The 25,784-nt window shown below is 64.0% G+C and carries 23 protein-coding genes; 10 read left to right on the top strand and 13 right to left on the bottom strand.

Annotated elements, in window-relative coordinates; genetic code table 11:
* From EOA19_RS36565 to EOA19_RS25370, 3 genes are all read left to right on the top strand, one after another.
* Positions 1–101, top strand: a 101-nt coding sequence (locus tag EOA19_RS36565; protein ID WP_206638116.1) for a CDGSH iron-sulfur domain-containing protein, incomplete at its 5' end; no start/stop codon positions are given.
* 310 nt (positions 102–411) lie between these two features.
* Positions 412–2,454, top strand: a complete 2,043-nt coding sequence (locus EOA19_RS25375; protein WP_128305161.1) for a hydantoinase/oxoprolinase family protein — start codon at positions 412–414, stop codon at positions 2,452–2,454.
* A gap of 98 nt (positions 2,455–2,552) precedes the next feature.
* Complete coding sequence (locus EOA19_RS25370) at positions 2,553–4,721, top strand: malate synthase G (protein ID WP_128305160.1); 2,169 nt, start codon at positions 2,553–2,555, stop codon at positions 4,719–4,721.
* 117 nt (positions 4,722–4,838) lie between these two features.
* Here EOA19_RS25370 and EOA19_RS25365 read toward each other — a convergent pair whose 3' ends face one another.
* The 4 genes from EOA19_RS25365 to gshB form a co-directional block, all read right to left on the bottom strand.
* Positions 4,839–5,378: a J domain-containing protein gene (locus tag EOA19_RS25365; protein ID WP_127296986.1), complete on the bottom strand. Its 540-nt coding sequence runs from the start codon at positions 5,376–5,378 to the stop codon at positions 4,839–4,841.
* A gap of 278 nt (positions 5,379–5,656) precedes the next feature.
* Positions 5,657–7,189: a YifB family Mg chelatase-like AAA ATPase gene (locus EOA19_RS25360; RefSeq protein WP_128305159.1), complete on the bottom strand. Its 1,533-nt coding sequence runs from the start codon at positions 7,187–7,189 to the stop codon at positions 5,657–5,659.
* Positions 7,190–7,431: 242 nt separating this feature from the next.
* Positions 7,432–8,022: an NAD(P)H-dependent oxidoreductase gene (locus EOA19_RS25355; protein ID WP_128305158.1), complete on the bottom strand. Its 591-nt coding sequence runs from the start codon at positions 8,020–8,022 to the stop codon at positions 7,432–7,434.
* A 235-nt stretch (positions 8,023–8,257) separates the two neighbouring features.
* Positions 8,258–9,202, bottom strand: a complete 945-nt coding sequence (gshB, locus tag EOA19_RS25350; protein ID WP_128305157.1) for a glutathione synthase — start codon at positions 9,200–9,202, stop codon at positions 8,258–8,260.
* A 230-nt stretch (positions 9,203–9,432) separates the two neighbouring features.
* Between gshB and EOA19_RS25345 the strand changes: the two genes are divergently transcribed.
* The 6 genes from EOA19_RS25345 to EOA19_RS25320 all read left to right on the top strand — a co-directional run bounded on the left by EOA19_RS25345 (position 9,433) and on the right by EOA19_RS25320 (position 15,475).
* Positions 9,433–10,782, top strand: coding sequence for an EAL domain-containing protein (locus EOA19_RS25345; RefSeq protein ID WP_128305156.1), 1,350 nt, complete (start codon positions 9,433–9,435; stop codon positions 10,780–10,782).
* A gap of 265 nt (positions 10,783–11,047) precedes the next feature.
* A complete protein-coding gene (locus tag EOA19_RS25340; RefSeq protein WP_128305155.1) occupies positions 11,048–11,815 on the top strand; it encodes an SDR family oxidoreductase in 768 nt (255 codons plus the stop codon).
* Positions 11,812–12,765 (top strand): 2-dehydro-3-deoxygalactonokinase, encoded by a 954-nt coding sequence (locus EOA19_RS25335; protein WP_128305154.1) that lies wholly within the window; start codon positions 11,812–11,814, stop codon positions 12,763–12,765. The genes EOA19_RS25340 and EOA19_RS25335 overlap by 4 nt, the downstream gene beginning before the upstream one ends.
* Positions 12,762–13,403 carry a 2-dehydro-3-deoxy-6-phosphogalactonate aldolase gene (locus EOA19_RS25330; protein ID WP_128305153.1) on the top strand — a complete coding sequence of 214 codons (642 nt, stop codon included), beginning with the start codon at positions 12,762–12,764 and terminating at the stop codon, positions 13,401–13,403. Before EOA19_RS25335 ends, EOA19_RS25330 begins: the two co-directional genes overlap by 4 nt.
* Positions 13,400–14,281, top strand: a complete 882-nt coding sequence (locus EOA19_RS25325; RefSeq protein WP_128305152.1) for an SMP-30/gluconolactonase/LRE family protein — start codon at positions 13,400–13,402, stop codon at positions 14,279–14,281. Before EOA19_RS25330 ends, EOA19_RS25325 begins: the two co-directional genes overlap by 4 nt.
* Positions 14,282–14,407: 126 nt before the next feature.
* Entirely contained in the window at positions 14,408–15,475 is a 1,068-nt protein-coding gene (locus tag EOA19_RS25320; RefSeq protein ID WP_128305151.1) for a D-alanine:D-lactate ligase-like protein, read from the top strand.
* 36 nt (positions 15,476–15,511) lie between these two features.
* Here EOA19_RS25320 and EOA19_RS25315 read toward each other — a convergent pair whose 3' ends face one another.
* The 9 genes from EOA19_RS25315 to dnaK all read right to left on the bottom strand — a co-directional run bounded on the left by EOA19_RS25315 (position 15,512) and on the right by dnaK (position 23,302).
* Complete coding sequence (locus EOA19_RS25315) at positions 15,512–15,928, bottom strand: GFA family protein (RefSeq protein ID WP_128305150.1); 417 nt, start codon at positions 15,926–15,928, stop codon at positions 15,512–15,514.
* A gap of 2 nt (positions 15,929–15,930) precedes the next feature.
* Positions 15,931–16,413 carry an SRPBCC family protein gene (locus EOA19_RS25310; RefSeq protein ID WP_128305149.1) on the bottom strand — a complete coding sequence of 161 codons (483 nt, stop codon included), beginning with the start codon at positions 16,411–16,413 and terminating at the stop codon, positions 15,931–15,933.
* Positions 16,410–16,730 carry a helix-turn-helix domain-containing protein gene (locus EOA19_RS25305; protein WP_128305148.1) on the bottom strand — a complete coding sequence of 107 codons (321 nt, stop codon included), beginning with the start codon at positions 16,728–16,730 and terminating at the stop codon, positions 16,410–16,412. The genes EOA19_RS25310 and EOA19_RS25305 overlap by 4 nt, the downstream gene beginning before the upstream one ends.
* 582 nt (positions 16,731–17,312) lie before the next feature.
* Complete coding sequence (locus tag EOA19_RS25300; RefSeq protein WP_023762651.1) at positions 17,313–17,600, bottom strand: DUF1330 domain-containing protein; 288 nt, start codon at positions 17,598–17,600, stop codon at positions 17,313–17,315.
* A gap of 32 nt (positions 17,601–17,632) precedes the next feature.
* The gene (gene pyrF / locus EOA19_RS25295) at positions 17,633–18,346 is read right to left on the bottom strand and encodes an orotidine-5'-phosphate decarboxylase (protein WP_164893035.1); all 714 of its coding nucleotides are present in this window, start codon (positions 18,344–18,346) and stop codon (positions 17,633–17,635) included.
* A gap of 11 nt (positions 18,347–18,357) precedes the next feature.
* Positions 18,358–18,954 carry an NADPH-dependent FMN reductase gene (locus tag EOA19_RS25290; RefSeq protein WP_023814188.1) on the bottom strand — a complete coding sequence of 199 codons (597 nt, stop codon included), beginning with the start codon at positions 18,952–18,954 and terminating at the stop codon, positions 18,358–18,360.
* A gap of 316 nt (positions 18,955–19,270) precedes the next feature.
* Entirely contained in the window at positions 19,271–19,876 is a 606-nt protein-coding gene (gene pmtA / locus EOA19_RS25285) for a phospholipid N-methyltransferase PmtA (protein ID WP_128305147.1), read from the bottom strand.
* A 166-nt stretch (positions 19,877–20,042) separates the two neighbouring features.
* Positions 20,043–21,173, bottom strand: coding sequence for a molecular chaperone DnaJ (gene dnaJ, locus EOA19_RS25280; protein ID WP_023810873.1), 1,131 nt, complete (start codon positions 21,171–21,173; stop codon positions 20,043–20,045).
* A 212-nt stretch (positions 21,174–21,385) separates the two neighbouring features.
* Positions 21,386–23,302 (bottom strand): molecular chaperone DnaK, encoded by a 1,917-nt coding sequence (dnaK, locus tag EOA19_RS25275; RefSeq protein ID WP_023810872.1) that lies wholly within the window; start codon positions 23,300–23,302, stop codon positions 21,386–21,388.
* Between the two features lie 490 nt (positions 23,303–23,792).
* On the opposite strand from dnaK, the gene EOA19_RS25270 reads away from it, so the two are divergent.
* Positions 23,793–25,778 carry a hypothetical protein gene (locus EOA19_RS25270; RefSeq protein WP_128305146.1) on the top strand — a complete coding sequence of 662 codons (1,986 nt, stop codon included), beginning with the start codon at positions 23,793–23,795 and terminating at the stop codon, positions 25,776–25,778.
* Positions 25,779–25,784: the final 6 nt, after the last annotated feature.

The raw sequence follows: 25,784 nt of genomic DNA, 5'->3' as shown, positions 1-25,784 counted from the left end.
CGGTCGACCGTACGCAACGCGCCTTCCTCTGCCGCTGCGGCCATTCCGCCAACAAGCCGTTCTGCGATGGCACGCACAAGAAGGTGGGGTTTGTGGGGTAGCTGTTTTGGCCGGCGGGGCAGCACCCCCCTCTGTCCTGCCGGACATCTCCCCCGCAAGGGGGGAGATTGGCAGTTTCCGCCGGCGGCGCCCTTTTCGGCATTGAAGATGGCGAAAGCGGGGATGACATCCGATCTCCCCCCTTGCGGGGGAGATGCCTGGCAGGGCAGAGGGGGGTGCTGTCCCGCCGACCTCGCTTGTTCACCACCACCAACCTACCTACCGTGGCCCAGCGCTCGCGGCTTTATCGTCCGTTCCGTATCGGCTAAGGGCAGGGACAAATAAATTGCCACCCGGACCGCCGCCAAAAAGATGACAGCCAAGACCAAGCCAAAGCCGCTGTTCCTCGGGATCGACACCGGCGGCACCTATACCGACGCCGTGTTGTGGTCTGAGACGGAAGGCCCGCAAGAGGGGCCGAACAAAGGCAAGGTGCTGGCCAAGGCCAAGGCGCTGACCACCAGGCATGATCTTGCCGTGGGTATTTCCGGCGCCGTCGACGCGGTGCTGCAGAAAGCGGGAACCGATCCGGCTGATATCAAGCTGGTGTCGATGTCGACGACGCTTGCCACCAACGCGCTTGTCGAGGGCCAGGGCGGCCGCGTCGCGCTGGTGATGATCGGCTTTTCCGAGGGCGACCTCGCCCGCGACGGGCTGAAGGCCGCGCTCGGCACCGATCCGGTGGTTTTTTGTCCGGGCGGCCACGATGTGCACGGCAATGCCGCCAAGCTCGATCTGTCTGGACTGGAGGCGGCGTTGCCGGAACTCGGCGCCTCGGTGTCCGGCTTTGCCGTCTGCGCCTATTTTGCCACCCGCAATCCGGCGCATGAGATCGCCGCCCGCGAGTTGATCCGCGAAAAGACAGGCCTGCCGGTCACATCGAGCCACGAGCTGTCGGCCAAGCTCGGCGGCCCGCGCCGGGCACTCACCACTCTGCTCAACGCCAGGCTGATCTCAATGATCGACCGGCTGGTGGCGGCAACCGAAGGCTTTCTCCAGGCGCGCAACATTGCAGCCCCGCTGATGGTGGTGCGCGGCGACGGTGCGCTGGTTTCGGCAGCGTTTGCCCGCCAGCGGCCGATCGAGACCATCCTGTCCGGCCCGGCCGCCAGCCTGGTCGGCGCCCGCCACATGACCGGGCTCGACAATGCTGTGGTGTCGGACATCGGCGGCACCACCACCGACGTCGCCGTGCTCGACGGCGGCCGCCCCAGGCTCGACCCGGAAGGCGCCACCGTCGGCGGCTTCCGCACCATGGTCGAGGCCGTCGCCATGCGCACCTTCGGCCTCGGCGGCGATTCCGAAGTGGCGCTGGAAGATGGCGCGCTCAACCCGAAGATCCTGCTCGGGCCGCGCCGCCTGGTGCCGTTGGCGCTGGCCGGCATGGCGCACGGTACAGCTGTCACCTCCGAACTCGAACGCCAGCTGCGGGCGCCCAATCCCGGCCGCATGGACGGCCGCTTCGCGGTGCGCACCGGCGTGCCGGACCGGCTCGCCGCCGGCCTGACCGGCGCCGAAGCCAGGCTCTACGAGCTGATCGGTGCCGTGCCGCTCGCCGTCGACAGGCTTTTGAGTTCCAACGCGCAGAACGCCACGCTGAACCGGCTGGTGTCGCGCGGGCTGGTGCATGTCGCCGGCTTCACCCCGTCGGACGCCGCCCATGTGCTGGGCAAGCAGGCGAACTGGGATCCCATCGCCGCGCGCCTCGGCGCCGAACTGTTCGCCCGCAAGCGTGACGGCCGTGGCCAGAACATCGCCGCTTCGCCGGAAGCGATTTCGGAACGGGTGCTGGTGACGCTGACGCGCTGGTCGGCCGAATATATCCTCGAGACCGCCTTTGCCGAGGATGGGCTCGATGGCGCGTCGACGGTGGCGCACGCCCTGGTGCAGCGCGCGGTCGACGCGCATCCCGGCATCGCCCGCCTGAGCGTTGCGCTCGACCGCCCGGTCATCGGCCTCGGCGCCTCGGCGCCGCTGCACTATGCCGGGCTGCCGCCGCTGATCGGCAATGACTGCGTGGTGCCCAGGGATACCGATGTCGCCAACGCGCTCGGCGCCGTCGTCGGCCAGGTCAGGGTATCGGCCGAGGCGCGGGTCAGCCAGCCCATGGAAGGGCTGTTTCGTCTCGCCTCGGGCGAGACCGTGCGCGATTTCCTCGACGAGGCGACGGCGATCGCGGCGGCCGAGGCCGATGTCCGCGCCATCGTCGCGGAGCGCGCCAGGGATGCCGGCACCGACAGCGCCGAGATCGACGTCGCCACCGAATTCCGGGTCTCGACCGTCGAAGCCCAGCGCATGTTCATCGAGGCGCATGTCGTGGCCGTGGCCTCGGGAAGGCCGCGCATTGCGGTTTGAGCGGGGCGGCGAAATACGCCACCTTCACCCTAAGCTGAATTGACCCGGCAAACCTGACATGCCAAAGGCCCGCAAAGCCTTTCATCTGGAGTAGCCTGATGACCGACCGCATCGAGATCGCCGGATTGCGGATTGCCCGCGAGCTGCATGAGTTCGTGGCCAGGGAAGCGCTGCCGGGCACGGAGATCGAAGCGGACGCCTTCTGGAACGGTTTTTCGGCCATCATCCATGATTTGGCGCCGAAGAACCGGGCGCTGCTGGCAGCGCGTGACGCCATCCAGGAACAGGTAGATGGCTGGTATCGCGATCACGGCGCGCCGGTCGACATGGAGGCCTACAAGGGCTTCCTGAAAGAGATCGGCTATATCGTTCTGGAGGGCCCGCCCTTCAGCGTGTCGACCGACAATGTCGACCCCGAAATCGCTGATGTTGCCGGACCGCAGCTGGTCGTGCCGGTGATGAATGCGCGCTATGCGCTCAACGCCGCCAATGCGCGCTGGGGTTCGCTCTACGATGCGCTCTACGGCACCGATGCCATCCCCGAAACGGATGGCGCCGAAAAGGGCAAAGCCTTCAATCCGGCGCGCGGCGCCAAGGTCGTTGCCTGGACGAAGACCTTCCTCGACGAGGCTGCCCCGCTCACCTCGGGCAAATGGGCCGGGGTCAACGGTCTGTCATTGGCGCAAGGCGCCCTGCGGCTAAGCGCCGGCGCCGGCTCGACGACGCTGGCCGACCCCAGGCAATTCGTCGGCTATCGTGGCGATGCCGCCAATCCCGATACCGTGCTGCTTGTGCGCAACGGCCTGCACATCGAGATCGTGATCGACCGCAACAACCAGATCGGCCGCACCGATCCGGCTGGCATCGCCGATGTCATCCTGGAATCGGCGCTGACCACCATCCAGGACTGCGAGGATTCGGTCGCGGCGGTGGATGCGCCAGACAAGGTCGTCGTCTACCGCAACTGGCTCGGCCTGATGAAGGGCGATCTGACGGAAGAGATCACCAAGGGCGGCAAGAGTTTTGTCCGCAAGCTCAACCCTGACCGCTCCTACACCGCGCCCGCCGGCGGCACGCTGACCGTGCCCGGCCGCTCGCTGATGCTGGTCAGGAATGTCGGCCACCTCATGACCAATCCGGCGATACTGGATCGCGACGGCAACGAGGTTCCGGAAGGCATCATGGATGCGGCGATGACGGCGCTGATCGCGCTGCACGATGTAGGGCCGAACGGCCGCCGCGCCAATTCCCGCGCCGGCTCGATGTATGTCGTGAAACCCAAGATGCATGGGCCGGAGGAGGTCGCTTTCGCCGTCGAGATATTCGACCGCGTCGAGGCCCTGCTCGGCATGACTGAGAATACCATCAAGATGGGCATCATGGACGAGGAGCGGCGCACCACCGTCAACCTCAAGGAGGCGATCCGCGCCGCAAAAGAGCGTGTCGTGTTCATCAACACCGGCTTCCTCGACCGCACCGGCGACGAGATCCATACCTCGATGGAAGCCGGCCCGATGATCCGCAAGGGCGACATGAAGCAGGCCGCCTGGATTTCCGCCTACGAGGCGTGGAATGTCGACACCGGGCTGGAATGCGGCTTGGCCGGCCACGCCCAGATCGGCAAGGGCATGTGGGCGATGCCGGATTTGATGGCGGCAATGCTGGAACAGAAGATCGCCCACCCCAAGGCGGGCGCCAACACCGCCTGGGTGCCGTCGCCGACGGCGGCGACGCTGCATGCCACGCACTACCACAAGGTCGATGTCCATGCCGTGCAGGCCGCACTCAAGAACCGGCCCAAGGCAAAGCTCGACGACATCCTGTCGGTGCCGGTCGCGGTGCGGCCGAACTGGTCGCCTGAAGACATCCAGAATGAACTCGACAACAACGCGCAGGGCATTCTTGGCTATGTCGTGCGCTGGATCGACCAAGGCGTCGGCTGCTCGAAAGTGCCTGACATCAACGATGTCGGCCTGATGGAAGACCGCGCCACGCTGCGTATTTCCTCACAGCATATCGCCAACTGGCTGCACCACGGCGTGTGCAGCGAGGACCAGGTGATGGCGACGATGAAGCGCATGGCTGATATCGTCGACCGCCAGAACGCGGGCGACCCACTCTACCAGCCCATGGCCGCCGATTTCACCAAGTCGATCGCCTTCCAGGCCGCTTGTGACCTGGTCTTCAAGGGCCGCGTCCAGCCCAACGGCTACACCGAGCCGGTGCTGCACGCGCGGCGGCTGGAACTGAAGGCGCAGCAAGCCTGAGGCAACGGATCGGTTTTGTCGTATTTCGCTCGACGGTGGTGAAATCGCCAGCGGCGTTGAAGGCGCGTCCGCGACTGGTGCGGCGGATGCTATTTGCTTCCGGCCACAGACAAGGCGTCAGGAAGCCGTATGGTCCAGGAGCCGGATGGTGGGATCGCGACGGTGTTCGGAGTTGACCCGATCGACGCCTTCCACCGTAATCGCGATCGTCCCGTTTTCCACTCTTGCTATCCAGCCCTTCGCTTTCAGATACCAGAGATGAAATTCGAGATGCTCTCGCGGACAGCCTGACAAGCGTTCGAGCTCCACATCTCCGATCCCGGGATTGCTGACGTCGTGCCGGCGCTTCGCGTAAAGCAGCGACAGCAGCCTGGCCTGGATCACGACATCCCGCTCGACGCCCTTGGTGCTGCTGGCTTCCTCGGTCAGCTCGCGGCGAAGGCCGGCATGGTCCTTGTACGCGATGTCGTATTGAGCGCGTTTGACCGGATCCTTGAGCGTGTTGTGGGCTTCCACGATTTCACTGAAGCGGGCTTCATCGCCGGTTTCGCGATTGTCGGGATGATAGCGCATCGCAAAATAGCGAAAAATGCGCTCCAGCGTTTCCGAGTTGGCGTTCGGGCTAACTTCCAAAACTTCGTAGTAGTCAATGAACATAGCGGGCTCCCCGACCGCAACCATATTCGCATTGTCTAAATAAGGAATGTCCAATGCAGAGACCAAGACTTTGGTCCGATGCAGGTGACGTCCACGCCTCCGGAAGAGGGAGAAATGGCCGGCGCCCGCTCGGTTGGGGGCCGTTGGGTGGTGAGGACGCCGGCCAAGCGGACAATCAGGTCCGCCGCACCGTGGAGATGATCGATTCGCAGGCGCGGGGTTATGGCGTGATCGCGGAAGGCAACGTGGCGAGGTCGGCTTGTCGGGCGGCGAGGGACCTACGCCGCCTGCGCCATCCGCTCCGAGCTCATGCGGTAGGAGATCGCCTCGGCCAGATGGATTCGGCCGACGGTTTCGCTGGCGTCGAGATCGGCCAGTGTGCGCGCCACTTTCAGCACCCGGTGGTAGGCGCGGGCGGAAAAGGCGAGCTTCTCGCTGGCGTCCTTGAGCAGCGACAGGCCGGTGGCGTCAGGCATGGCGATTTCCTCGATGATCGACGGTGAGCAATGCGCGTTGGTGGTGGCGCGGGTGGCGCCGAGCCGCTCGAAGCGTTCGCGCTGGATGGTGCGGGCGCGTGCCACGCGCATCGCCACATCGGCACTCTTCTCCGCCCGGTCGGGCCGGATCAAGTCGCTGGCCGAGACCGCCGGCACTTCGATCCTGAGATCGATGCGGTCGAGCAGCGGGCCCGAAATGCGCGCCTGATAGTCGGTGCGGCAACGCTCGCCGCGCAGGCAGCGATAGCCTGGCTCGCCGGCCATGCCGCAGCGGCATGGGTTCATCGCCGCCACCAATTGGATACGCGCCGGATAGGTAACGCGATGGTTGGCCCGCGCGATCATGCAGTCGCCGGTCTCCAGCGGCTGGCGCAGCGCATCGAGCGTCTGCGGCGTGAACTCGGGAAACTCGTCGAGGAACAGCACGCCGTGATGGGCCAGCGACACCTCGCCCGGCCGCGCGCGGATGCCGCCGCCGACCATCGCCGCCATCGAGGCCGAGTGGTGCGGCGCGCGGAACGGCCGCCGGTCGGTCAGCTTGCCTTCGCCGAGTTCCCCCGCCACCGAGGCGATCATCGAGACTTCGAGCAATTCCTTCGGCGCCAGCGGCGGCAGGATCGACGGCAGCCGCTGCGCCAGCATCGATTTGCCCGATCCTGGCGGTCCGATCATAAGCAGATTATGACCACCGGCCGCCGCCACCTCCAGCGCCCGCTTGGCGGTCTCCTGGCCCTTGATGTCGGCGAGGTCGGGCAGATCCAGCGCCGCGGCGTGGATGCCGGCCTCGGGGCGCGACAGCACCTGCGTGCCACGAAAATGATTGGCGACGGCAATCAGGCTGCGCGGCGCCAGAATGTCGAAATCCTTTCCAGCCCAGGCCGCTTCCGGTCCGCAGGCGAACGGGCAGATCAGGCCCTTGCCCTCGGCATTGGCCGCGATCGCCGCCGGCAAGGCGCCGGCGACCGCGGCAATCGTGCCATCGAGCGACAATTCTCCAAGCACGACATAGCCGGCTAGCATGTCGCCCGGGATGGCGCCAAGGGCAGCCATCAGGCCAAGCGCGATCGGCAGGTCGTAGTGACTGCCTTCCTTCGGCAGGTCGGCCGGCGCCAGATTGACAGTCACCTTCTTCGACGGCATCGACAGGCCGGAAGCATGCAGTGCGGCCTGCACCCGCTCGCGGCTTTCGGCCACCGCCTTGTCGCCCAGGCCGACGATATGCATGTTGACCTTGCCGGGCGCGATCATCACCTGCACGTCGACCGGCACGGCCTCGATGCCTTGGAAAGCGACCGTGCGAACCCGCGCCACCATTTTTTGTACCCCCGGACAGTAGTTCGCCCATGCCCTGGCGATCAGGGTGTGAGCGAAGTCAAAGAAGACAACCACAGATTTCGGAGTTAAGCAAGAACATTACGAGAACATATAGCTTCACCACGGTGAGAATTCTGCCGGCAAGGAGCGCCGTCCATAAGCTAGGCTTTGATCGGAAGCTTGAGCGCCCGCTCCGTCAAAGGCTCGCTGGCATCAAAGATGACATACCCGAGCATAGATGGCTAGAATTTGTCGAACAGGCGCTCCACCTTGCGGGCGAACATTTCCCTCTGGTCATCAGAGATGTTTTCGACGGAATATCTCGTCAGGTAGAGGTGCCTCACGTTGCGGCCGCACATAGTCTTGAGACCGCGCAGCAGCACCTTCCTTCCCGGGTTTTGCATGTACAGTTCAGTATACCACCACGGCGACCCGCATGTGGTAACAACGCCCATCCGCCGGATGTTCAATAGCGCCGGCTTGATCACGCCACCGTCTGCCGGCAACTCGTAAGCCACCCCCGGTCGCCAAACTCGATCAAAATAACCCTTCAAGATTGCGGGCATGCCTGACCACCATGTCGGAAAGCAGAAAACGCATGCCTCCGCCCATCTCAACGCGTCGATGTAAACCTGCAAGTCGCTGGGTGCCTGGGCAGGGTCAAAGTGGCCATGTCTTTCTTCGGCATGCATCACAGGATCGAACTTCATCTGATGGAGATCGAAATCAACGACCTCGTCACCCCTGGCTTTGAGGGTCTGAACGACCCGTTTGTGGAGCGCCGCCTGGTAACTGTCGGCTAGTGGATGCGCGTAGACGACATTGATTTTCATGGCGCGGGCCTTCAGGCTTCGAACTACACGCACATATTAGCCGTCGCGCAACCAAGTGGAAACAGCAAGGTCAGTGGCGGGGAGGGAAAGCCCATCGCCGGTGTCGATCAGCAGCGGGCTTATGCAATCGCCCGATCAAATGAGGAACATTACAAGAATATGCAGCCGCGCCGGTCGCGGCTGGGTTGTGGCCGGTTGCAGAAACCGGAACATGGTTAAGACAAAGTGAAAACGGTTACGTCCGCCGCTTGTCCTCGACCGCGTCCCAGAACAGGCTGGCGATGTCGGCGCCGCCGAAACGCTTGACCTCACGCACGCCGGTCGGCGAGGTCACGTTGATCTCGGTCATGTAGTCGCCGATGACGTCGATGCCGACGAGGATGAAGCCGCGCTCTTTCAGCGACGGCCCGATGCGGGCGCAGATCTCGCGTTCGCGCTCCGTCAGTTCGGTCTTTTCGGCGCGGCCGCCGACATGCATGTTGGAGCGGGAATCGTGTTCGGCCGGCACCCGGTTGATGGCGCCGACCGGCTCGCCGTCGATCAGGATGATGCGCTTGTCGCCCTTGCGCACGTCCTTGAGATAGCGCTGCACGATATAGGGTTCGCGGAACATCTGGCCGAACATTTCCAGCAGCGAGGCAAGGTTGCGGTCGGCCTCCAGCATGTGGAAGATACCGGCGCCGCCATTGCCGTACAGCGGCTTGACGATGATGTCGCCGAACTCCTTGCGGAAGGCGGCGACCTCCAGCGGATCCTTGGTGATCAGCGTGTCCGGCATCAGGTCGGCAAATTCGGTGACGAAGATCTTTTCCGGGCTGTTGCGCACCCAGGCCGGGTCGTTGACCACGAGCGTTTTCGGATGGATGCGCTCCAGGATGTGCGTGGTGGTGATGTAGTTCATGTCGAAGGGTGGATCCTGGCGCAGCAGCACGACATCCATCTCCGACAGATCGGTGCGCACCTTCTCGCCCAGCGAATAGTGGCTGCCCTTCTCGTCGCGCACCTGCATTTCCTCGATGCGGGCAAACACCTTGCCGTCGCGCAACGACAGCCGATCCGGCGTGTAGTGGAACAGCTCATGGCCACGCCGCTGCGCTTCCAGCGACAGCGCGAATGAGGTGTCGCCGGCGATCGACACGGTGGAGATGTGGTCCATCTGGACGGCGATTTTCAGCTTCATGGCGGGTCTCCGGCGGCTCGGATGGACGACTGTCTTGCCTGTACAGGCTCACTGCCCGTCTGCCAATCGCGACATTCCTAGGATTGGCATCCGACACCCGAATGCGCTGCTTTCATCGATCCTTCGAAACAGTCGCGGTTGCCCGTGGAAAATCGATCTCGCGATACGTTTCCTAAAGGGTTTGCTGCCAGTCTGAAAATAAATTCCGACGTCACAAAACAGGGACACCGATGCAAACTTCGTTTGGCACCGGTCAGGCAAACAGGGAGAGCACGGATCTGGCATTCACCGATCCGTTGACCGGGCTTGGCAACCATCGCCGCTTCTTCGACAAGGTCGATCGGCTGATCGCCGACCGTGCCGAGGATCCCGCGCCCTTTACCGTCGGCATTCTCGACCTCGACGGCTTCAAGCCGATCAACGATCTGTTCGGCCACAAGGCCGGCGACGACATCCTGATCCAGGTCGCGATGCGGCTGCGCGCCTCGATGGACGGCCATTCCACGGTCTGCCGCATCGGTGCCGACGAATTCGCCTTTCTCTATCCCCTGGTGTTCAGCGAGGATGCAGCGGCCGAAAAGTCCCGCATGCTGATCGAGATCCTGTCGGCGCCCTATGATGTCGGCGAACGCACCGCCAGGCTTTCGGCCTCGGTCGGCTGCTCGCTGTTCTATTCGGGCGACGAGACCACGGAAATCCTCATCAACAAGGCCGAGACGGCGCTCTACCATGCCAAGCGTTCCGGCCGTGGCCGCGTCGTCGTCTACACCCGTGAGATGGAAGAAGCGGCCAAGCGCGTCACCCGCATCGAACAGGCGCTGCGCCGTGCTGTCTCGGCCGGCGAGGTGGAGCCGCATTTCCAGCCCATCGTCGACCTCAACACGCGCCGCACCATCGGCTTCGAGACGCTGGCGCGCTGGACAGATCGCGACCTCGGCTCGGTGCCGCCGACCGTCTTCATTCCCATCGCCGAGGAGCGTGGCATCATCGGCCCGTTGTCGCAGCTGGTGCTGCGCAAGGCGACCGAGGCCGCCAGAAGCTGGCCGAAGGATCTGTTCCTGTCCTTCAACCTGTCGCCCTCGCAGCTCGTCGACCAGAACACTGGCCTGCACATACTGGCGATCCTCGATCGCACCGGCTTCGATCCGCGGCGGCTGGAGATCGAGATCACCGAGACTGGCCTGATGAACGACCCGGCCTCGGCTGCGCAGATCGTCGAGGATCTGCGCCGCGTCGGCATCCGCGTCTCGCTCGACGATTTCGGCACCGGCCAGTCATCGCTCGGCCGCTTGCGCGAATTCCATTTCGACAAGCTCAAGATCGACCGCGCCTTCGTCTCCTCCATTCTCGACGACAGGCCGTCGGAACACATCATCCGCGCCATTCTCGCAATGTGCGAGGGGCTCGGCATGGACGTCGTCGCCGAAGGCATCGAGCAGGAAGCGCAGGCCGACCGCCTCGTCCAGTTCGGCTGTGCCGGCGGGCAAGGCTATCTGTTCGGCAAGCCGGTCGATGCCGACGCCACGCTCGGCTATCTCCGTGATTCCTTCCGCGGCGCCCTGCGCGCCAAGGCGATCTGACCGGCGATCCTCCGCGATCCCCGATCCCGACAATGCCGCCGTACGAATCCGATGCGGCGCATTGTCGTTTTGTCTGACATAAGCCCTGAAATTCGACGGTTCGCCCTTGCCCGCGCGCCTTGCGTGGCTAGGATGCGCGCCGGTCACGCTACAGCGCCGCGCGTTTTTCAAGACGCGCAAAGGCGCTGTAGCATTTAACATTCGCGCATGATCCTTTCCCAAAATCGATCTGATTTTCGGGGTCATGCGCTGGGAGAGAAAAGAAATGATGCCATCGGCGCATTTTGCCGACCTCGAAGGAGCCTCGGTGCTGATCACCGGCGGCGGCTCCGGAATTGGCGCGGCCTTGACCGAGGGTTTCGTGCGCCAGGGCGCCAATGTCGCCTTCATCGACATCGCCGACGGCCCGAGCATGGCCCTTGCCGACCGCATCGAAAAAGCGTTCGGCAAGAGGCCGCTCTATCTCAAGACCGATTTGCGCGACGTCGATGCCTTGCGGGCGTCGGCAGCCAGGGCGGCCGAGGCGCATGGCGATGTCACCGTCCTGGTCAACAATGCGGCCTGGGATGAACGCCACGCCGTCGAGGATGTGACGGTCGAGTTCTGGGACAACAACCAGGCCATCAATCTGCGGCCGCATTTCTTCACCGCCCAAGCGGTGGCGCCGGGCATGAAGCGGGCCGGCGGTGGCTCGATCATCAACTTCACCTCGACATCGTATCTCATCAATCACCCTGACATGCCATCCTACACGGCCGCCAAGGCCGGTATCCTCGGCCTGACCAAGGGGCTGGCCGGCAAGCTCGGTGTCGACGGCATCCGCGTCAACGCCATTGCGCCTGGCTGGGTGATCACCGAGCGGCAGAAGGAGCTCTGGGTGACCGAACAGGGGCTTGCCGCCCATGTCGCCAAGCAGTGCATCAAACAGGTGATGCAGCCCGACGACATCGTCGGCACCGTGCTGTTCCTCGCATCGGACGCCTCGCGCATGCTGACCGCGCAGATGCTGATCGTCGATGGAGGCTTCCTGTGAGCCCAGCCGGCAACGCACCGGCGGTCGCCGCCGTCGACTGGGGCACGACCCGCATGCGGGTCTGGCTGATCGACGGGCAAGGCAAGGTGCTTGCCGAACGCCGTGGCGATGATGGCCTGATCACCGCCCAGCAAAAGGGCTTTTCGACCATCCTCGAAGGGCACCTGGCGGCGATGGGAGCACCAGCGGCGCTGCCCGTCATCATCTGCGGCATGGCCGGATCCCGCCAGGGCTGGCTGGAAGCGCCCTATGTCACCGTGCCGGCGCCGCTTAGCGCCATTCTTGCTGGTGCCGCCAGCGTGCCCGGCCAGAGCCGCGACATCCGCATCGTTCCGGGTCTTGCCCAGCGGCTGACCGATGCGCCCGACGTCATGCGCGGCGAGGAAACCCAGCTCGCCGGCGCCGGCCTGCCGCCCAAGGGGCGCCAACTGGTCTGCATGCCCGGCACCCATTCGAAATGGGTGCTGGTCGAGGACGGTACTGTCACCGGCTTCGGCACCTGGCCGACCGGCGAGCTGTTTTCCGTGCTTGCCGCGCATTCGATCCTGCGCCATTCGCTCGGCGAACATCCGAAACCCGTTACATCGGACAATCCGTTCTTCCGCCGCTGGTGCGAAACCGCATTGGCTGATGGCGGCGATGTCACCTCGCGGCTGTTTTCCATTCGCGCCGCCGGCCTGCTGCAGGATTTGAAAGCCGACGATGCCGCCGCCTGCCTGTCCGGCCTTCTGATCGGCGGCGAGATCGCCTCCGCCAGCCGCCGGCATGGCGCTGGCACGGAACCCGTGGTGCTGATTGCGTCCGGCGCGCTCGCCGCGCTCTACCGGGCCGCACTTGGTTCTGCCGGGCTTAAGGTCCGGACCGTCGATGCTGATGAGGCGGTGCGTGCCGGTCTCGTCGAGGCGGCGCGTGAGAACGGCATGATCGCCAGAATTGGAGCAGCCCGATGAGCCAGACCGCACCGTTTCCAAAACTCAAGCGCGGGCTGGTCGCCATCCTTCGCGGGCTCAAGCCCACCGAGGCGATGGCCATGGGCCAGGCGCTGTTCGACGCCGGCATCGAGGCGATCGAAGTGCCGCTGAACTCACCGCAACCGTTCTCGTCGATCGCCCGCATCGTCCAAGTGCTGCCGAAAACGGCACTGGTCGGTGCCGGCACGGTGCTGACGCCGGCCGATGTCGATGGCTTGCACCAGGCCGGAGGGCGGCTGCTGGTCAGTCCCAACATCGATGCCGAGGTCATGGCGCGCGCCATGCATTACGGCATGGTGACGATGCCCGGCGTGTTCACGCCGACCGAAGCCTTGCTGGCGATCAAGCTCGGCGCCTCAGCCCTGAAATTTTTCCCGGCGAGCGTGCTGGGTGCCGGCGGCATTTCAGCGATGCGCGCTGTGTTGCCGGCGCAGACGCTGGTCGGTGCCGTCGGCGGCGTCTCCGAAAAAGATTTTGCCGGCTACAAGGCGGCCGGCGTTACCGCCTTTGGACTGGGATCCAGCCTGTTCAAGCCGGGCATGAGCGTCGACGAGGTGGCCGCGCGGGCCGAGGCGGCGGTGACAGCCTGGGATGCGGCGTTCGGAGAAGCAGGATGAGCGAAGCGATCGTTTCGGTTTTTTCCGACCACGTCTGCCAGCTCGGCGAAGGGCCGAGCTACGATCCCGCCACCGATACGCTGTATTGGTTCGACATCGTCAACAGCCAGCTCCTGGAAAAGCGGCTGTCCGGCGGCGCGACCACCGTCCATGAGCTTGGCCAGATGGCGAGCGCCATCGCCGTCATCGACGACAAGCGCCAGCTTATCGCCGCCGAGACCGGCCTTTATGTGCGCGACGTCGCGACCGGCAAACTGACGCTGCACACGCCTGTCGAGGCCGACAATCCGGTCACGCGCTCCAACGATTCCCGCGTCCATCCCTGCGGCGCCTTGTGGATGGGCACCATGGGCAAGGGCGAGGAAAAGGGTGCGGGTTCGATCTACTGGTTTTTCAGAGGCGAACTGCGCCGGCTGTTTTCGGACATCACCGTCTCCAATTCGATCTGTTTTACCGAGGATGGCGCAATCGCCTACTACACCGACACCTCGACCGGGCTGCTGATGCGTGTCGCCTGCGACCCGGCGACCGGCCTGCCTGCCGGTGAGCCGAAGCTGTTCGTCGATCACCGCTCGGCCAAGGGTTATATCGACGGGTCCGTGCTCGACCGCGACGGCATCCTGTGGAACGCCGTCTGGGGCGGCAGCGTCATCGAAGCCTACGGACCCGACGGCAAGCTCGTCCGCACGGTCGCCATGCCGGTGACGCAGCCATCTTGCCCAGCCTTCGTCGGCGCCAAGGCCGACCGGCTGGCGGTCACCTCCGCCTGGTCGGGCAAGGATGAGAAGCAGCGTCTGCTGGATCTGCAGGGCGGCATGACCTTTCTGCTCGATATTCCCGTCAACGGCCGCTTCGAGCCGCGCGTGCTGATCGCCTGAGCGAACTGGATTCTGCGGTCGGACGGTGCGTTGTCACGCAACCGCCCGAGCCGTGTCGGTTTCGCGAGAGCCGATTGTCTTCACCGTGCGATGGTAGGCAATCCTACTGCCGGGGATCGTCATCTCATGCCCAGCCGCAAGCCGAAACTGATCCTCGTCCATGAGCCGGAAAAGGCCTGCCTGGACCGTCTGGTCGCCGACGGTCATGCACCGCAGCGCGCCGGCGAAATCGCGTCCTATCTGGCGCAGTCGACCGACCTCGCCCCCGAATTCGACGTGCTTGGCCGTGCCTGCCAGGCACGCGGCCTGTCGTTCAGGCCGGTGGCGCTGGACGAGGCCACCGGCGTGCTCGCCGGCGAGCATCCCAGCACAACGCTGGTCTGGACGCTGACCGACGGCATCGCCTATTTTCGCGGCGGCGCGGCGCCCGCTCTGGCGCGATTGGGCGGTTTCAAGACGATCGGCGCAGATGATGCGCTGTTCGCGCTCTGCCAGGACAAGTTCCGCTCCGGCGCCGTGCTCGGCGCACTCGGCCTGCCGGTGCCGCAGGCCGGGCTTGCGCGCGACGGCCAATGGCTGGTCGAGCCGCCGGCCTCGCCCGCCGGCTGGTTCGTCAAGCCCAACCGGCTCGGCGCCAAGATCGGCATCTGGCCGGATTCGCGCTGTTGCGATCTCGCCCACGCTTTGGAACTCAGCCGGCGCGTCTTTTCGGCCTATCGCGACGATGTCGTCGTCCAGCCCTATGTCGCCGGCCGCAACGTGCGCGCCAGTTTCCTCGGCCTGGTGCCAGGCGCCGGGGTCGAAGCGCTTGGCGTGGCTTTTGTCGATTCAGGCGCCGATTTCCAGACCATGGCGGACAGCCTGGCGCTCTACGGCGACACCGGCGAGGCAGCGAAGGCGGAGGGACATTACGCCGAACCGGAGCTCGTTGCGGTTGCCGACAGCCAGCCGGCCGCCGACGCCACGATACGTGCGATCGCCGGGCGGCTGATGAGCGGGCTCGGCCTGCGCGATGTGTTTTCCATCGATCTCAGGGTCGAGGCCGACGACACCGTCCACCTCATCGAGTTCGAGGTTTGCCCCGGCCTGCCCTGCTTCGATTTTCGCGCCTATTGCCGCCAGCAATGGGGCCTCGATCTGGCCGACGCCATGGCCGAAACTGCGGCCAGCCGGCTGACCGGTGTCGACCGATAGCTGTGCGCCTTGTGTCGGCGGGCTAACCAGCAGACGCTACCCGCCAGGCATTCGCTCGGCCGCCTGCAAGGACGGATCCATCTTGTCCCAGGCATGGCCGTGGCTCGTGTAGGTCACCATCTGCGGGCTGAACTGTTCCGGATCGTCGAGGCTGGCCGCGTGGACCGCTATGAATTCCGGCATGGCGACGGATATCAAAAAGACCGGCGTTCCGCAGGTTGGACAGAAGGTGTGGATTTTTTCATTGCCGCTGGCGCCCGCCACGCGCCAGGTGCTCACCTCCCCGGTAATTGCCATATCGGTGCGCTGGCCGAAGGTCAGGTAGGATCCGTGGCCGGTGCCTGAGCGCTTCTGGCAATCGCTGCACTGGCAGTGGTTCTGGAAGATCGGCTCGTCATTGGTTTCGTAACGGATCGCGCCGCATGCGCAGCCGCCGGTATAGCGTTTGGTCATCGTTATTCTCCCGCGGCGATCAGGGCTGATTTCGGCTTGGCGAAAATGTCGATGCCGCTGCCGGTTTCGAGGAAGGATTTCATGCTCGACAGCACCGCCGGCCAGCCCTGGCTGACGCCTTTCGCCATGCCGCTACCGGCTTCGAGTTCGTCATGGCTGACGGTCAGCCGCACCATGGTGTCGTATTCCTCGATGGCGAACGTCACCCGGCTCGTTTTTGACGGATCGTCGGCCTGCGAAGCGTTCGCCCAGGTGATGACGAGGCGGGTCGGCGGCGAAACCTCGACGACATTGCCGACGAGTTCGACGGTCCGTTCGTCATTGGCGCGGATATGCTCCCATTTCGAGCCCGGCGTCCATTCGGAGACGTTCTCGTGACCCCAGTAGCGCTTTGCGACATCGGGCTTGATTATGGCCTCGAACACCTTCTGCGGCGTCGAGCGGATATAGGTCACGTAGACAAAGCTGGTCGTTTCCCTGGTCATTGGTCTTCTCCTTCGAGTTCTTGCTTCAGGTCGTGCAGCAGGCTGAGCCGCTGCCGTTCGAATTTCCGTACCCAGCGCTCGTAGACTTCGTGCAAGGGCACGGGATTGATGAAATGCAGCTTTTCGCGGCCGCGCTTGACCGTGCTCACCAGATTGGCCGCCTCCAGCAGATCGAGGTGCTGGGTGGCGGATTGCCTGGCCATGTCCAGGTTTTCGCAAAGCTGACCGAGCGTCTGCCCGTTCTGCTGGCACAGAAGGTCAAGCAGCCTTCTGCGTGTCGGGTCGCCCAGCGCTTTGAAAACCTTGTCGGCGTCCATCTGCCTCACTCTGTTGTAAGGCATAATATGCAGGTAAATACCTGCATGTCAACCTACAGTTCGCCCCGCATCGCAAGACTGGATGCGGCTATTCGGACTCGGACGTTGATTGCGCGATGGGCCGCCCCGGCCATGTACCTGATGTCGGAGCCCTGCTTAGCGGCGCCAAACTGCGGACGTAAACCTGCAGGATTTCGTCTGAAGTCCTGCTACTAGCGCTGCAGCAGGGATTTGACAGGATGCCTATCGACGGCCGAGATTTCATCGTTCGTTGGTGGACCATCCTAAGCGTTCGAGATTGGCCGAAGCCTCCCAACTTCGTCATCCTAGGGCGAAGCAGGAGCGAAGCTCCGTCGCGGAGACTCTGGGATCCATGCCGCGACCTTGGCCGAAGAATGCAGCGGAGCAGAATTCTACACCGCTGCAACGCTTTGAAGTCGCGGCATGGATCCTCGGGTCTGCGCTGCGTCGCTACGCTCCTTGCTTCGCCCGTGGATGACGAAGGCGCTGGGCGTTTGCGGCAATCGCCAAGGTATGCCGTCCGTCACACCCGCGATTCGTCAAAACTGCTCGAGGCGGATTTTAGGCGCCCTCGACCAGAACGATCTCGCCGTCGGCGACCTTCTGACGGATGGCGACGGCGCGCTGGTATTCCGGCGAATGGTAGCAATCATGCGCGGCGGCGAGCGATTCGAACTCTATGATGACATTGCGTGCCCGGCCGGGGCCTTCGGCCTTTTCATGCTCTCCGCCGCGCGCCAGGAACTTCGCGCCGAAGCGCTCGAAGGCAGGCTTGGCGGCGGCGACGTAGTCCTTGTAGCCTTCCGCGTCGCGCACATCGACACGGGCGATCCAGTATCCCTTGGGCATTTTCTTGGTCTCCGAACTTGTTCTTGGAAATCTCAGGCCGAGCGCATCTCGTCGAGGATGGCTTCGGCCGCTTCCCGTTTGTTGGCCGCAGCAATGATAGGCCTGCCGACGACGAGATGGCTGGCGCCGTTGCGGATCGCCTGGCCCGGCGTCACCACGCGCTTCTGGTCGCCATGATCGCTGCCCGCCGGCCGGATGCCGGGCGTCACCACCGCCATGTCGGGGCCGACGATGCGGCGCACCGCTTCGGCTTCCGCGGCCGAGCAGACGATGCCCCCCATGCCGGCATGCAGCGCCTGTTCCGAGCGCCGCAGCACCAGCGTATGCGGGTCGTACTCATAGCCGACGTCGATCATGTCCTGCTCGTCCATCGAGGTCAGCACGCTGACGGCAAGCAGGCAAAGATTGCTGCCGCGCGCTGCTTCCACCGCCGCCGCCATCGCTTTGGGATAGGCGTGGATGGTCAGCATGGTCATGCCCATCTTGACGATGTTCTCGACGCCCTTGGCCACCGTGTGGTCGATGTCGAGCAGCTTCATGTCGAGGAAAACCTTGGTGCCGCCGCTGGCCAGTTCCCTGGCGAAATCGAGCCCGCCGGCGAAGGCAAGCTGGTAGCCGATCTTGTAGAAGGAGACGACGCCGTCGAGTTCGCGCACCGCCTGCTCGGCCTCCCTCACGGTCGGGACATCGAGGCCGACTATCAGTCTTTCCTGCATGGATCGTGCCTGTATGGATTGTGCCTGCATCGTCGTTGCGATCACGCCTCGATCCGGGTGGACAGCATGCGCGAGGTTTCGATCAGGGTGCGGCATAGGTGCTCCATCGATTTGTGCAGTCTTTCGTCACGGAAGTTTCCATCCTCGTCGAAGGCGCCGCCGCCGTCGGGCACCGAGCATTCCGGCGTCACCACCTCCATCTGGCAGCGCACCAGCACCGCGCGCAGATGGTTGATGCAGCGGATGCCGGCAAAGTGCCCGCTGGAGGACGAACATAGGCCGGCGACCTTGCCGGCCAGCGGCCTCACCGGCCGGCCGCCATCCCTGCGCACCCGGCTCACCCAGTCGATCGTGTTCTTGAGCAGCGGCGGAATGGAGCCGTTATATTCGGGCGTGGCGATCAGCAGCCCGTCATGGGCGATCACCAGACGGCCAAGTTTCTGGGCGTTTTCAGGAACGCCTTTTTCCTTTTCCAAATCCTCGTCCATGATCGGCAGGGGGTAGTCGGCAAGCGAGATGCGGGTCACCTCGGCGCCCTGCATGGCGAGTTCCTTCTGCGCCACGTCGGCGGTCCTGCCGCTATAGGCGCCGCTGCGAACCGAGCCGGCGAAGACGAGGATTTTCGGGATCACTGCCATTGGCCACCCTTGTTCCCGGACAGGTACAGCCAAGGATCGAGCAAATCAACGCCAACTTCGTCATCCTTGGGCGAAGCAGGAGCGAAGCTCCGTCGTGGAGACCCTGGAATCCATTCCGTGACAGCTATCCAGGAGTGCAGCGGAACAGAATTCTGCGCCGTAGCGGCGCTCGGAAGTCGCGGCATGGATCCTCGGGTCTGCGCTGCGTCGCTGCGCTCCTTGCTCCGCCCGTGGATGACGAAGCGAGGGACGTTCCCGCCATCGCCAAGGTATGCGGTGAGCACTGGCGATCCGCGAACAACCCTGCGCCGAGAAATTAATGCGCTTCGCGGCGGTAGATCCACAGCTGGGTCGGCGGGATGTTGCGGAGGATGAAATCGAAATGCTTGACCGTATAATTGCCACGGCCGGCCGGGATCGGCGACATCGGGCCGTAGGTCAGCTGCACGATCGGCCGTCCGGCCGGGATGCGGTCGAGCAGGCTTTCGATATAGGCAATGCGCTGGGCGACCGGGAAGTTGAGCAGCGGCACGCCGGAAACGACGGAATCGAAGATCATCCCGCTCTTGTCGCCAAGCGTGGCGTTGAGGTTGAAGGCGTCGCCCTCGATGACGTTGACGCCGGGATAGAGTCGCCGCAGGTGACGGACGAAATCCGTGGAATACTCGACTGCGTAGAGGTTCTCGGGCCGCACGCCCTGGGCCAGGATGGCGCGGGTGATGACGCCGGTACCGGGACCGACCTCGAGCACCGGCAGGCCGGATTTAGGATTGACGATCGAGGCCATCTTGCGCGCGGTGACCGAACTGGTCGGCACGATCGAACCAACCGCCTTCGGCTTGTCGATCCAGCCCTTGAAGAATTTGAGTTCGTCGTCGAACTTTTCGACAAGCGCCTTCCGCAGTCCAGGGCCACGTGTCATGCAAGCTCTCCTCAGCGCTCCCCGCAAGTTACTTAGCACCTGAGCAGTGCTAGGCAAGGCGCGGCCGGACGCATGTCGTGGATAAGATAATTTTCGTCGCGTCTCAAGGGGTGACGAGATTCAAGGATTTACGCGTTGCAAATCGGCTTAGGCGGGCCAAAGTGCATCAACGTTCGCCGAACGACTCGAAGAAATCCTTCATGCGGGCGAAAAAGCCGCTCGATTGTGGCGAATTGTCCTGCGAGGAGAGCTGTTCGAACTCCTCCAGCAGTTCGCGCTGGCGGCGGGTGAGGTTCTGCGGCGTCTCGACCGCGGTCTGGATGTAGAGGTCGCCGATATTGGGCTGGCGCAGCACAGGCATGCCCTTGCCCTTGAGGCGGAACTGGCGCCCGTTCTGCGTGCCTTCGGTCACCTTGACCTTGGTCTGCGTCCCGTCCAGCGTCGTCACCTCGAAGGAGCCGCCAAGGGCGGCTGTGGTCATCGAGATCGGCACCTTGCAATACAGGTCGGCGCCGTCGCGTTGGAAGAACTCGTGCGGTTTGACCGCCAGGAAAATATAGAGATCGCCCGATGGCCCGCCGCGCAGGCCGGCTTCGCCCTCATTGGCAAGACGGATGCGGGTGCCGTCCTCGATGCCGGCCGGGATGTTGACCGACAGCGAACGCTCCTCGGTGACGCGGCCCTGGCCGGCGCATTTCGGGCACGGATCCTTGATCGTCTGGCCGCGCCCCTGGCATTGCGGGCAGGTCCGCTCGATCGAAAAGAACCCTTGCGTGGCGCGCACCTTGCCGTGGCCGTTGCACATCGAGCAGGTGACAGGCTGGGTGCCGGGCTTGGCGCCGCTGCCCGAACATTCGGAGCAGGAGATCGACGCCGGCACCCGGATCTGCGCGGTCTTGCCGGCAAAAGCCTCTTCCAGGGTGATTTCCATGTTATAACGCAGGTCGGCGCCGCGCTCGCGGCCGCCCGACGAGCGGCGCTGGCGCCCGCCCATCATGTCGCCGAAGATGTCCTCGAAGATATCGGCGAAACCGCCGGCGCCGAAACCTTGCGCGCCGCCATTCATTCCGCCCTGTTCGAAGGCGGCGTGGCCGAAGCGGTCATAGGCCGCGCGCTTCTGCGGGTCCTTCAGCGTCTCGTAGGCTTCGTTGATTTCCTTGAACTTGTGCTCGCAGGAATGATCGCCGGGGTTGCGGTCGGGATGGAACTGCATGGCGAGCTTGCGGAAAGCGCTCTTGAGCTCCTTCTCGTCGGCGCCTTTTTGGACGCCCAGCGTCTCGTAGAAATCAGCTTTCATTTTTTCCCGCTGTCCGGATGCTCAACGTCTTGAAGCATTGTTGCGTCTCTTGCCGGCACTGACGCTTCGATTTAGGTGCGATGGAAGGGCGATGCCAGTGTCGACGCGGCCTTGCCTGCATTTTTTCAGCAAGGCCAGCTGTTTTTCTGCAAGGGGTTGCAAAAAAGCCCGGCCTTCGCCGGGCTTTTCGCTTTATCTTGCCGTCAAACGGTTCAGGCCGACTTCTTCTTGTCGTCGTCCTCGTCGATTTCCTCGAAATCGGCGTCCACAACGTCACTGTCCTTGGCGGCGTCCGCCTTGGCGTCGGCTTCCGCCGCTTCCTTCTGCGAAGCCTCGTACATGGCCTGGCCAAGCTTCATCGAAGCCTCGGCAAGCGCCTGGCTCTTGGCTTCGATGTCGGCCGGGTCGTCGCCTTCGGTCGCGGTCTTAAGCGCCGCGATCGCGTCGGAGATCGCCGTGCGCTCGCCTTCCGAAACCTTGTCGCCATATTCCTTCAGCGACTTCTCCGAGGAATGCAGCAGCGCTTCGGCCTGGTTGCGGGCCTCGACCAGCGCACGCCGCTTCTTGTCGGTCTCGGCATTGGCCTCGGCGTCCTTGACCATCTTCTCGATGTCGGCGTCCGAAAGACCGCCCGATGCCTGGATGCGGATCTGGTGCTCCTTGCCGGTGCCCTTGTCCTTGGCCGAAACGTTGACGATGCCGTTGGCGTCGATATCGAAGGTGACCTCGATCTGCGGCACGCCGCGCGGCGCCGGCGGAATGCCGACCAGGTCGAACTGGCCGAGCGCCTTGTTGTCGGCGGCCATTTCACGCTCACCCTGGAAGACCCGGATGGTCACGGCCGACTGTGAGTCCTCGGCCGTCGAGAACACCTGGCTCTTCTTGGTCGGGATCGTCGTGTTGCGCTCGATCAGGCGGGTGAACACGCCACCCAGCGTCTCGATGCCGAGCGACAGCGGCGTCACGTCGAGCAACAGCACGTCCTTGACGTCGCCCTGCAGCACGCCGGCCTGGATGGCGGCGCCGAGAGCAACGACTTCATCCGGATTGACGCCCTTGTGCGGCTCCTTGCCGAAGAACTGCTTCACGATCTCCTGGATCTTGGGCATGCGGGTCATGCCGCCGACCAGGACGACTTCGTCGATCTCGCCGGCCTTCAGGCCGGCATCCTTGAGCGCCGCCTTGCAAGGGGCAATCGTGCGCTGGACCAGGTCGTCGACCAGCTGCTCGAACTTGGCGCGCGTCAGCTTCAGCGTCAGGTGCTTCGGCCCGGTCGCGTCGGCGGTGATGAAGGGCAGGTTGATCTCGGTCTGGGTGGTCGACGACAGCTCGATCTTGGCCTTTTCAGCCGCCTCCTTGAGGCGCTGCAGGGCAAGCTTGTCGTTCTTCAGGTCGATACCCTGTTCCTTCTTGAACTCGGCCGCCAGGTATTCGACCAGGCGCATGTCGAAATCTTCGCCGCCGAGGAAGGTGTCGCCATTGGTCGACTTGACCTCGAACACGCCGTCGCCGATTTCGAGCACCGAAATATCGAACGTGCCGCCGCCAAGGTCATAGACGGCAATGGTCTTGCCTTCCTTCTTGTCGAGGCCATAGGCAAGCGCTGCCGCGGTCGGCTCGTTGATGATGCGCAGCACTTCAAGGCCGGCGATCTTGCCGGCGTCCTTGGTCGCCTGGCGCTGGGCGTCGTTGAAATAGGCTGGAACGGTGATGACCGCCTTCTCGACCTTTTCGCCGAGATAGGCTTCCGCCGTCTCCTTCATCTTCTGCAGGATCATGGCCGAGATCTGCGAGGGCGACTGCTTCCTGCCGCCGGCCTCGACCCAGGCATCGCCATTGTCGCCCTTGACGATCTTGTAGGGGACAAGCTTCTTGTCCTTCTCCGTCACCGGATCGTCATAGCGGCGGCCGATCAGGCGCTTGACCGCGAAGATGGTGTTTTCAGGATTGGTGACCGCCTGGCGCTTGGCCGGCTGGCCGACCAGACGTTCGTCGTCGCCCGAGATGGCGACGATGGAAGGCGTCGTGCGCGCGCCTTCCGCATTCTCGATTACCTTCGGCTCCTTGCCATCCATGATGGCGATGCAGGAGTTGGTGGTGCCGAGATCGATACCGATTACTTTTGCCATTTTTCTAGTCTCTCCGCTAAGCAGGCTCTCAGGACCCGTACAGGCGTTCCGACGAAAGCCCCTGTTCACAAGAAATCCCGTTCCGGCAACCGGCATTCCGGCGCCGAACGGCTTGGCGCGTATATAAGAACAGGCGGCATCGCGCGCAAGCATTCTGCGCAAGGCTTCCATGAACCTTTCCACTTCCGCCCGCGACTGATCTCCAGGTGCCGCATGGTGCGGCCCGGAAAGGAAGCCCCCCATGACCAATAACCCAGAGGCTCTGCGGTCTCCGGGAACAACAGGAGCTCGGCGCGACCACCGCCTTCGGGACGAGGTCGATGCGCTGGGCTTTCCGCTGATTCCGTTGACCCTGCGTAAGAGCAGGCGTATCGTGATTTTGAGGAAAGCAGACAATTCGATCAGGGAAGAACGAGCCGGACCGCCGCGCCTTGCCCTGATTTGCGCGGCCAGACCCGACGTTCTCCCGTCGACTACGGGGGGTAGTGTCATGTCTCGCATCCGCGGCTCGTTCGTGTCGTCTCTTGATGGCGGCTTGCGCCGCGCTGTGCATCCAGGCGGGTTGCTGGCGCTGGCACTCGGCCTGTGGCTGGGCGCCGCGCAGGCGCAGGAAACCCGGATCATCTATCCCGGTTCGATGGCGGTGACCGGATTTTCCGGCACCATCATTCCCAATTTCGACCCTCCTGATTCCGAAAAAGGGGGCCTGCCGCCCGGCGTCGATCCGGTCGACGAAACCTTCATCGACACCACGCGCGCCACCTTGCGCGTGTTCGACGTCTCGCATCTGGGCGGCCCGGCCTCCGGGCAACTGGTCAACACCCCGCCGCCCCTCGAGGTGACGGCGGAGCAGATCGGCCAGGTGTTCGGCGTCACCTATGATGACGGCGTGCGCGACGGCGTTCCATCGGGCATTCCCAATCTCTATGCCGGCGCCACCTCGCTGCACGGCATCCGCATCGTCACCCTGGACGCCGACGATGACGGCCGCCCCGAGCGGCAGCGCCGCGGCACTGCCGGCGCCACCTTCATGGCTGGCCAGTTCGGCACCGAAAACGGTGGCGGGCCGGGCACCATCTGGAAAATCGACGGCATCACCGGCCAGGTCTCCAAGTTTGCCGACATCGACACCAACAGCGGTCCCGGTATCGGCAATCTCACCTTCGACGCCGCTCATCGCCAGTTCTTCGCTTCCGATCTCGACACCGGCCTGATCCATCGCATCGATGCCACCGGTACGCTGATCGACAGCTTCGACCACGGCGTTGCCGGGCGCCCGGCGCATGGGCTAGCTCCGATCGCCGACGATGGTTCGGTGATGGACATACAGGGCGCCGCCTTCGACAGCGAAGACCCCGACAGCTGGGGCTACACGCAGGACGAGCGCCGCGTCTGGGGCGTCTCCTACCATGGCGGCCGGCTCTACTACTCGGTCGGCGAAAAGTCGGAAATCTGGTCGGTGGCCATTGCCCGCGACGGCAGTTTTGCCGGCGACCCGCGCTGGGAGCTGACGGTCAAGGCCGAAAAGGACTACGCCGTCACCGACATCGCTTTCGACAACACCGGCTTCATGTACCTGGCCCAGCGCGGCCCGGTCGAGAACCGCTACGATTACAGCCAGTTCGCCGATTCCGGCAAGGGCGAGGTCATCCGCTACTTCAGAGAGAACCCGGACGATCCGGAAACGGAATCGGTCTGGGTCGAAGTGCCGCAGGAATATGCGGTCGGCTTCCCGCAGGGCAACCGGCAGTCGGCCGGCGGTCTCGACCTGCAGTATGGCTATGATTCCGACGGCACTCTCGACACATCGGTCTGCACGCAGACGCTGGTCAACACCGGCGACAAATTGCGCGACAATCCGGCTCTCGCCGAACAGCTCGCCGCCGGCGGGCCGCTCGCCGTGCACGGCGTGCAGATCACGCCGAAAGAGCTGGTCAAGCCGGCCAATGTGCCGCCCTTCGGCTCCTGGTTCGTCGACTTCGACGGCTATTTCGAAGACCCGGAGGTCGAGGGTCATGTCGGCGACGTTGCCGTCTGGCATCCTTGCGAGGGCCGCGCCGGCTATTATGAAGAAATCCCGGGCGGCTACCTGCCCCCCTTCTACCCGCCGGACTTCCCACCGCCCGGCAATCTGCCTCCGTGCATCGATGTCGAGGATATCAGGTATTACTGTACGCCTCGCGGCCTCCAGGCCGATCTCTATCTCCATGACCGTGCCGGCTTCGGCGGCGATTCGATAAAGGCCCAACCTTCGAATGAGACAAAGTCCAGGACGCCAGGCGTCGGGGTGACATCATCCCAGTCGCATGCGCCCGGCCAGCCTTACACGATCGACATTACTGGCCACTATCCGGGCGACAGAGTGGATGTTGGACTTTGCTTCTACAGGAAGTCGGACAAGGACAAGGGTGGCTACTACCCTTGCTGCAAGATGATCTTGCCGCTCCGAACCCCAGCCGTCAGCTGCGAACGTTGAGGAGGG

The organism is Mesorhizobium sp. M7A.F.Ca.US.010.02.1.1, assembly GCF_004023085.1.
GTDB lineage: Bacteria > Pseudomonadota > Alphaproteobacteria > Rhizobiales > Rhizobiaceae > Mesorhizobium.
The sequence above is the reverse complement of the archived record's forward strand: the minus strand, read 5'-3'. Positions and strand labels throughout refer to the sequence as shown.